The sequence below is a fragment of the Streptomyces sp. NPDC060198 genome (genome assembly GCF_042728415.1).
Taxonomy (GTDB): domain Bacteria; phylum Actinomycetota; class Actinomycetes; order Streptomycetales; family Streptomycetaceae; genus Streptomyces.
The window spans coordinates 1-8,253 of record NZ_JBHWZJ010000304.1 but is presented as its reverse complement, the minus strand read 5'-3'; the positions used below and the strand labels follow the sequence as shown (position 1 = coordinate 8,253).

Annotated in this window: 8 protein-coding genes; 6 read left to right on the top strand and 2 right to left on the bottom strand. The window is 71.0% G+C overall.

The window, feature by feature from the left end:
* Positions 1-13 precede the first annotated feature (13 nt).
* Positions 14-646: a hypothetical protein gene (locus tag ACFWEP_RS27260; RefSeq protein WP_387373809.1), complete on the bottom strand. Its 633-nt coding sequence runs from the start codon at positions 644-646 to the stop codon at positions 14-16.
* A 494-nt stretch (positions 647-1,140) separates the two neighbouring features.
* Here ACFWEP_RS27260 and ACFWEP_RS27255 point away from each other — a divergent pair, with 494 nt between their 5' ends.
* From ACFWEP_RS27255 to trxA, 4 genes are all read left to right on the top strand, one after another.
* The gene (locus ACFWEP_RS27255) at positions 1,141-4,338 is read left to right on the top strand and encodes a penicillin acylase family protein (RefSeq protein ID WP_387373807.1); all 3,198 of its coding nucleotides are present in this window, start codon (positions 1,141-1,143) and stop codon (positions 4,336-4,338) included.
* Positions 4,339-4,459: 121 nt separating this feature from the next.
* Entirely contained in the window at positions 4,460-5,155 is a 696-nt protein-coding gene (locus tag ACFWEP_RS27250; RefSeq protein ID WP_387373806.1) for an alpha/beta fold hydrolase, read from the top strand.
* Positions 5,156-5,216: 61 nt separating this feature from the next.
* Positions 5,217-5,621 (top strand): MerR family transcriptional regulator, encoded by a 405-nt coding sequence (locus ACFWEP_RS27245; RefSeq protein ID WP_328719350.1) that lies wholly within the window; start codon positions 5,217-5,219, stop codon positions 5,619-5,621.
* A 3-nt stretch (positions 5,622-5,624) separates the two neighbouring features.
* The gene (trxA, locus tag ACFWEP_RS27240) at positions 5,625-5,966 is read left to right on the top strand and encodes a thioredoxin (RefSeq protein ID WP_387373805.1); all 342 of its coding nucleotides are present in this window, start codon (positions 5,625-5,627) and stop codon (positions 5,964-5,966) included.
* A gap of 19 nt (positions 5,967-5,985) precedes the next feature.
* Here the strand turns inward: trxA and ACFWEP_RS27235 are convergent, their stop codons facing one another.
* Complete coding sequence (locus tag ACFWEP_RS27235; RefSeq protein ID WP_387373803.1) at positions 5,986-6,432, bottom strand: Lrp/AsnC family transcriptional regulator; 447 nt, start codon at positions 6,430-6,432, stop codon at positions 5,986-5,988.
* A gap of 93 nt (positions 6,433-6,525) precedes the next feature.
* On the opposite strand from ACFWEP_RS27235, the gene ACFWEP_RS27230 reads away from it, so the two are divergent.
* Entirely contained in the window at positions 6,526-7,344 is an 819-nt protein-coding gene (locus ACFWEP_RS27230) for an LLM class flavin-dependent oxidoreductase (protein WP_387373801.1), read from the top strand.
* Entirely contained in the window at positions 7,341-7,775 is a 435-nt protein-coding gene (locus ACFWEP_RS27225) for a nucleoside deaminase (protein WP_387373799.1), read from the top strand. Before ACFWEP_RS27230 ends, ACFWEP_RS27225 begins: the two co-directional genes overlap by 4 nt.
* Positions 7,776-8,253: the final 478 nt, after the last annotated feature.

Genomic DNA, 8,253 nt, shown 5'->3' with positions numbered 1-8,253 from the left:
TCCCGGTTCTGGCTCAGCTGTCATCGGCGGGATCGCGCCAGTGCCACGGCACTTGAGGCGGAACCCAAGCTTCGTCGTTCTCTCTGTCCAGTGCTGGTGGAGCAGCGTGACGGGGCACGTCCGATTCGTCGATCACTGCCTCGAGCGTCAACTGTACGTAGCGCAGATATCCCCACACGTCTCGAATCTGACGTTCAGGGCGGCCTTGGCCGACACCTCGCCACGCTACGTCGTAGGCAAGCCCGACCAGGGTGCGATAGCGATCGCGCACCGCAGCATCCTGGATCGAGAAGAGATCGGTCTGCATGCCTCGTCGCACCACTGACAGTGCCGAAGCGCAGTGTTCGCGCGCGGACACACTCAGACGTGGCACGCTTGCCGATACGTCCGGGAGCGACGGGAGCCAGGCTGCCAGGTCTGCCAGCCGCTCCAGGAGTTTCTGCGCGGCCTCGGCGGACTGCTGTCGTTCCCGCTGCTGCCGCGCCAGCATGATCGCTGCACCCTGTTGCTCAGCGGCGAGCTCGACTTGTGCCGTGATTGCCTTCGAGGTCTGCCAGCGAGCAACACGTACGGAGATGATCCCGCCGGCCAGGGTGCCGACCAGCGCGCTCACGGTTTGGCCCGCCCACTCCGCCCAGTTGCTCATACCGGCATCCTCGTACGAATGGGGGGGACAGGGCAGGGCGAGCGCGAATGACAACCGGAATCTGCCTGTCGCTCACGGGAGACTCGGGACCGGCCGTTCCGCACACGCCCTGCACGGGCCTTCCCGTGCAAGCACCCCTCCCGGCCCATCGTGGAACACCTCCGGCCAGTATCGGTAGCCGTTGCCCGCCGAGGGCAGGCCGGCCACTGGACCGACCGGGGCCAGCACCTCGGTCATGGAGTCGGCGAGCCGGTGGCAGCCGCAGATTCCTCCACCTCGAGGGACACTCCCGGCCCGGCGCGGCAACTGGCCAGTATGAAGCCGGTGTTGCAAGTTCCTGGCGGCTGCCGCACAAGGCTTACGGCAGGTGCCCCACGGGGGCTAGCGTGCGCACGCGCCGGGCCACCCGCCGGTGCTTCCCCCGGAGCCGTACGGCCCCCGAAACCCCGGATCGAGAGCCTCCGTTGAATCCTGCCAAGCGCCTCCTGCGGCGCGTGCGACGGACCAGACCCCGCGCCGCCGCCGTCTCCCTGCTCGCCGCCGGAACGCTGCTCGCCGGCGCCCTGGTCGCCGCCCCCACGGCCGCCGCGACCTCCGATCCGCTGCCCGCCACGGGCGACCCCTGCCAGGGCCAGTGCCTGGACATCCTCACCGCGGGTCAGAACGGGCACGCCACCCTTGCCGGCATCCTGCTCCACAAGTCGATCGGCACCCGGCCGGCGCACTCCGCCGACCAGATCGAGAAGTACGACAACCTGCTGCACGACTACTCCGGGCTCACCCCCGACCAGTTGGCGAACTACTTCAACGACGCCTCCTTCGGCGTACCGTCCGGGCAGACCGAGTCCACCCTCACCCCGCGCAGCGGCGTCACCATCACCCGGGACAAGGCCACCGGCACCCCGCACATCAAGGGCACCACCCGCGCCGACACCGAGTTCGGCGCCGGCTACGCGGCGGGCCAGGACCGGCTGTGGCTGATGGACATCCTGCGCCACGTCGGGCGCGGGCAGCTGTCCTCGTTCGCGGGCGGTGCGGCGGGCAACCGGGCGCTGGAGGAGAGCCTCTGGGCCGTCGCCCCGTACACCGAGGCCGACCTCCGCGCCCAGCTCGACCGGGTCGCGGCCTCCGGGGCGCGCGGCACCCAGGCCGTGCAGGACATCAACGACTACGTGGCGGGCATCAACGCCTTCATCGACGCCGACCTGGCCGCCAACAACTACCCGGGCGAGTACGAACTCACCGGACACGGCAAGGACATCGCCGACTTCACGGCCACCGACACGGTCGCCATCGCCTCGGTGGTCGGTGCCATCTTCGGCAGCGGAGGCGGCGGCGAGGTCGAGAACGCGCTCGCCGAACTCGCCCTCCAGCAGCAGTACGGCACCACCGCCGGCTCCGCCGCGTACCGCGCCTGGCGCGCGCAGAACGACACCGAGGCGACCGCCACCCTGCACACCGGCAGCTTCCCGTACGCCACCACGCCCGCCACGCCCGTCGGCACGGCGACGCCCGACAACGGCACGGTGACCGCCTACCCGCACGCGGTCAACGGCACCGGAACCGGCGCCACGGCGGCCGCAGCAGCGGCGGCGAAGACGACCACCGCGGCCGAGGGCGTCCTGCCCGCCGACCTGATCACCGGCGAACACGGCATGTCCAACGCCCTGGTGGTTTCCGGCGACCACACCGCCTCCGGCCACCCCGTCGCCGTCTTCGGCCCGCAGACCGGCTACTACGCACCCCAGCTCCTCATGGTCCAGGAGCTGGACGGCCCGGGCCTGCGTTCGCGCGGCGCCTCCTTCCCGGGCATCAGCTTCTACGTGGAGATCGGCCGGGGCCTCGACTACTCCTGGAGCGCCACCTCGGCCAACCAGGACATCACCGACACCTTCGCCGTCGAACTCTGCGAGCCCTCGGTCGCGGCCCCCACCACCGCCTCCCGCTCCTACCTGCTGCGCGGGGTCTGCACCCCGTTCGAGAAGCTGACCGCCCACAACTCCTGGGCGCCCACCACCGCCGACGCCACCGCGGCCGGCTCCTACGACCTGGAGACGCTCCGCTCCGCGTACGGGCTGGTCACGCACATCGGGAAGAGCGGCGGCAAGCCGGTGGCGTACACCGCGCTGCGCTCCACCTACCAGCACGAGCTGGACTCGGTGATCGGCTTCCAGCAGTTCAACGACCCCTCCGTCATCACCTCCGCCACCGCCTTCCAGACGGCCGCCCGGGACGTGGGGTACACCTTCAACTGGTTCTACGTGGACGCCCACCACACCGCGTACTACAACTCCGGCACCAACCCGGTGCGTGCCACCGGCACCGACCCCGACAAGCCGATCTGGGCCCTCCCCGCCTACGAGTGGCAGGGCTGGAACCCGACGATCAACACCTCGGCGGTCACCCCGCCGGCGCAGCACCCCAACTCCGTCGACCAGGACTACTACGTCAGCTGGAACAACAAGCAGGCGGCCGGCTTCACCTCCGGCTGGGGCAACGGCGCCGTGCACCGGGCCGACCTGCTGGACAGCCGGGTCTCCGCACTCGTCGGCACGGGCGGGGTGACCCGCGCCCAGCTGGTGAAGGCGATGGAGGACGCCGCCGCCACCGACCTGCGGGCCGAGGAGGTGCTGCCGGAGATCCTGCGGGTCATCGACAGCGCCGCCGTGACCGACCCCGCCCTCTCGGCCACCGTCGAGCAGCTGCGCGCCTGGGCCGCCTCGGGCTCCGAGCGCCGCGAGCCGTCCAAGGGCGCGGGGACGTACGACCGGGCCACCGCGATCCGGGTGCTCGACGCCTGGTGGCCGCTGCTGGTGGAAGGGGTGTTCCAGCCGAAGCTGGGCACCGCCGCCTACCAGGCGCTCACCGCCGTCGCCCCCATCAACGAGTCGCCCTCCGGCGGCCAGAACGGCTCCGGCGCGGTCGGTACCGGCATCGCCGCCGCCCAGGCCCACAAGGGCTCCTCCTTCCAGCACGGCTGGTGGAGCTATCTGGAAAAGGACCTGCGCGCGGTGCTCGGCTCCGCGGTCGCCTCGCCCCTGGACCGTACGTACTGCGGTACCGGCACCGTCGCGTCCTGCCGGAACGTGCTGCTGACCACCCTGGCGACGGCCGCGGCCGTCCCGGCGGCCACCGTCTACCCGGCGGACGCGTCCTGCTCGGCAGGCGACCAGGTCTGCGCCGACTCCATCGTGCACCGGGCCATGGGCGGCATCACCGTGCCCCGGATCGCCTGGCAGAACCGCCCCACCTACCAGCAGGTGGTGGAGTTCCCGGCCACCCGGTCGGACAGCCTCACCAACCTCGCCGCCGGCGCGAAGGCCACCGCCTCCGACTACCAGAACGCCGTGGTGGTCGCCTACCCGCCCAAGCAGGCCGTCGACGGTGACCGGTCCACCCGCTGGGCCAGCAAGACCGTCGACACCGCCTGGATCACCGTCGACCTCGGCGCGGTGCGGCGGGTCGGCCGGACCGCGCTCGACTGGTCGGACCAGTACGCGGTGAAGTACACCGTCGAAGTCTCCTCGGACAACGCCACCTGGAAGACGGTGCACACCACCACCGCCGGATCCGGCGGCACCGAGAACCGTTCCTTCACCCCGGTGGACGCCCGGTACGTACGCATCACCGGGCTGGTCAGGGGCACCGACAACCGGTACTCCCTGAACGAGATCGGGATCTACGCCCAGTGACCGGGCGCGCCGTCACACGATGATCCCCGTCGAGGCCCGGGCCGCACCCCACCAGGGGGACGCTCCGGGCCTCCGACGTCCGCACCCAAGGCCTGTCAGTGCCCCGCGCTACGGTGCCGGGATGACGAACTACGTGCTGGTGGCAGGGGCTTGGCTCGGAGGCCGGGCATGGGACGAGGTGGCCGAAGAGCTGCGCCGGGGCGGGCACACCGTCCATCCGGTGACCCTCTCCGGACTCGCGGAGAAGCGTGACGCACCTGCGGGGCAGCAGACGCACGTGAGGGACGTCGTGGACGCGGTCGAACACGCCGGACCGGCCGAGGTGGTGCTCGTCGGCCACAGTTACGCGGGCGTCCCCGTGGGCCAGGCCGCCGCACGCATCGGGGACCGGCTCGCGCACGTGGTGTTCGTGGACTCCGAAGTCCCCGCCGACGGAAGGGCTTTCGTCTCCACCCCCTGGGGCGGGAGCGTGGTGGCCGCCATCGCCGAGAACGGCGGCTCCTGGCCCCCACCGCCCGCCGAGGAGTTCGAGGGACAGGACCTCACCGACGCGCAGATCGGCCGGCTCCTCGACGGTGCGACCCCCCACCCCGGCGCCACCCTCACCGAGCCCGCCGTACTCACCCGCCCGCTCGGCGAGCTGCCCGCCACCTACGTCAAGTGCCTGCTCGACGGCCCGGAGCCCAACGACGACGTGGCCGAGCTGCTGAAGAGCGACCGCTGGCGGCTGGTCGAGATGGAAACCGGCCACTGGCCGATGTTCTCCACGCCGCGCGAACTGGCCCGCGTCCTGGCGGAGGTCCCCGTCCCCTCCTGAACGACCGGCAGTGGGACCGACTCCTTGCCTTGACGTCGGCGTCAAGGATTACGGTCGGGCCATGCGAATCGGTGAGCTGGCCGAACGGGCCGGGACGACGACGCGGACACTGCGCTACTACGAGTCGCGGGGTCTGCTGAGGGCGCGACGGTCCGAGAACGGCTATCGCACGTACGACGAGAGCGACCTGAGGCAGCTCCGCCAGATCCGGACCCTCCAGGACTTCGGGTTCGACCTGGAGGAGACCCGGCCGTTCGTGGAGTGCCTGCGGGCAGGGCACCCGGCGGGGGACGCCTGCCCCGCGTCGCTCGCCGTCTACCGGCGGAAGCTCGATGAGCTGGACGCGCTGATCGCACAGCTGCAGACCGTACGGACCGAGGTCGGCGCACAGCTCGCCCGCGCCGAGGTCGAGGTGGCCGCCGGACTTCCCGGCGGCCCGGAACCCCGCTGTGAACTGGGAGGATGACAGATGATCCATGCAGAAGGCGTCGCCGAGGTGACCGATGAGACCTTCGACGGCGAGGTGCTCGGCGCCGGACTGCCGGTCCTGGTGGAGTTCACCGCCGACTGGTGCGGCCCCTGCCGCCAGCTCGCCCCGGTGCTCAGCGAGATCGCGCGGGAAGAGGCCGACCGGATCAAGATCGTGCAGATCGACGTCGACCACAACCCCGGGGTCGCCGCCCGCTACGGCGTGCTCTCCATGCCGACCCTGATGGTCTTCCGCGACGGCGAACCGGTGAAGTCGATGGTGGGCGCGCGGCCCAAGCGCCGCCTCCTCCAGGAACTGGAGGACGTCCACGCGCCGGTGTGAACCACCCGGGAGGGGCGCGTCAGGGCCGGCGCGGGCCGCGCGCGGGCAGCGTCCGGCTGTAGACCACGCTCGTGGTCGTACTCCCGAATCCGGCCAGCTCGTCCACGAGCGACTCCAGATGCTCCATGGAGGTCGCGGCCAGCTTCAGCGTGTAGCAGTCGTCGCCGGTGGTCCGCAGGCACTCCAGGATCTCGTGGCGGTCGGCCAGCAGCCGGTGCAGCGGCTGGTGCCGGTTGCCCGGGTACTTCAGCCGGACGACGGCGAGCACCGGATAACCGACCTTGGCCAGGTCGACCGTCGCGGAGTACCCGGTGATGACGCCCAGCGCCTCCAGCTGACGCACCCGCTCGGTGGTGGCGGAGGGGCTGAGGCTCACCCGCCGCCCCAACTCGCTCAGGGAGATCCGGGCCTCCTGCTGCAACTGGGTGATGATCGCCCAGTCGACGTCGTCGAGATTCGCGGCCATGAAGCGAATCTACCGGGAAAACCACGGACGCCGGCCGCCGATCCGGCGAAGAGTCCGTTCCCCGCGACATGATCACGGGGATAGCCTTCTGCCATGCAACTGGGCGTCAACGTACCCAACTTCGGGCCGGGAACCGACCCCGGCACCCTGCGCGAGTGGGCGCGGACCGTGGAAGGTCTGGGGTACGACCTCCTCATGGTGTCGGACCACGTGGCCGTCACCCCGGACGTGGCCGGGCAGTACCCAGAACCGTTCCACGAACCCTTCACCACCCTGTCCTGGCTGGCGGCCGTCACCACCCGGCTGCGCCTGGGCACGACCGTGCTGGTGATGCCCTACCGGCACCCCCTGCTGGTCGCCCGCATGGCGGGCAACCTGGACCGGCTCAGCGGCGGGCGGTTCGTGCTCGGGGTGGGCGTGGGCTGGGCCCGGCAGGAGTTCGCCGCCCTGGGCGTGCCGTTCTCCGAGCGCGGCAAGCTGACCGACCAGTACCTGGACGCCCTTCGCGAGGCATGGCAGGAGGACGGCCACGGCCCCACCGCGTCGGTACCGATCTGGATCGGCGGCAACAGCGACGCGGCGGTCCGCCGCGCCGTCCGGCTCGACGCCCCCTGGCACCCGCTGAACAACACCGTCCCCTGGCTGCGGTCGGTCGTCGAGCGGCAGAGCCTGCCGGGCTTCGCTCCCCGCATCGCCCTGCGGCTGACCGCCGCACCCGTCGACGACCCCGACCGTCCCGCCGGGGTCGGAACCCTGGAACAGGTCCTCGACGATCTCGACCAGCTGGAGCGCCTCGGCGCCGATACCGTCGTACTCGATCCGTACGACGGAGACCCGGAGGAAACCCGCAGGCCCCAAACGGCCTGGCGGGCGCTCGCCACCGTGGCCGACCACTGGAGGACACCCGCGTGATCACCGACGCCGACGAGACACTGCTGCGCCGCGCCATCGGTCTCGCCGCCCGCGCAGTCACCCTGGGAGACGCACCGTACGGCTCCCTGCTGGCCGCCGAGGACGGCACCGTCCTCGCCGAAGCGCACAACACCGTGCGGCGCGACGACGACATCTCCGCCCACCCCGAACTGAAGCTCGCCCGCTGGGCGGCCCGCGAGCTCGACGCCGACACGGCGGCGCGCACCACGATGTACACCAGCTGCCAGCCCTGCCAGATGTGCGCGGGCGGCATCGTCCGCTCCGGCCTCGGCCGGGTCGTGTACGCGCTCTCCACCGAACAGCTCGTCGCGCTCAACCCGGACTCCGGCGCCTGGCCGGAGGTCCCGCAGGACGGCCCGGCCCTCTTCGCCGAGGCCCGTACCCCCGTCGAGGACCACTACCGGGATTGAGCGATCCGTGGGGCGGCGGCCGGGCACGACCGGCTCACCGCCGAGTGAGCGATCGGCATGGGTAAGGAGGAGGAGCCGGCAGTCGTCGGGCAGGCTCCAGCGGGGGCGCGCGAGCTTCGCCCGCCTGCGGAACAGCCAGGTTTGACAGGACGCCCACGGATCCGTAATGTTCTCCGAGCTGTCCGTCGTGAGCGCCGACCCCGGTCGGTCCCCGGACAGTCATTCCGCACCACCATTCAACAAGGCCCGACTTCTCGTCGTGTGCCTTTGCGCGTGGTTGTGTGAAATGAGGATTGCCTGTTCGAGAGAACAGCCCCGATTAGCGTCGGAGCCCGGGAATCCGCTAACGTCTCACTCGTCGGAAGGGCCGCAACGGCCCGGAGGACAAGCCCGCTGACTGGGAATCAGGCCCGAAAGGATCTGATAGAGTCGGACTCGCCGGAAAGGGAAACGCGAAAGCGAAGAACTGGAAAGCGAA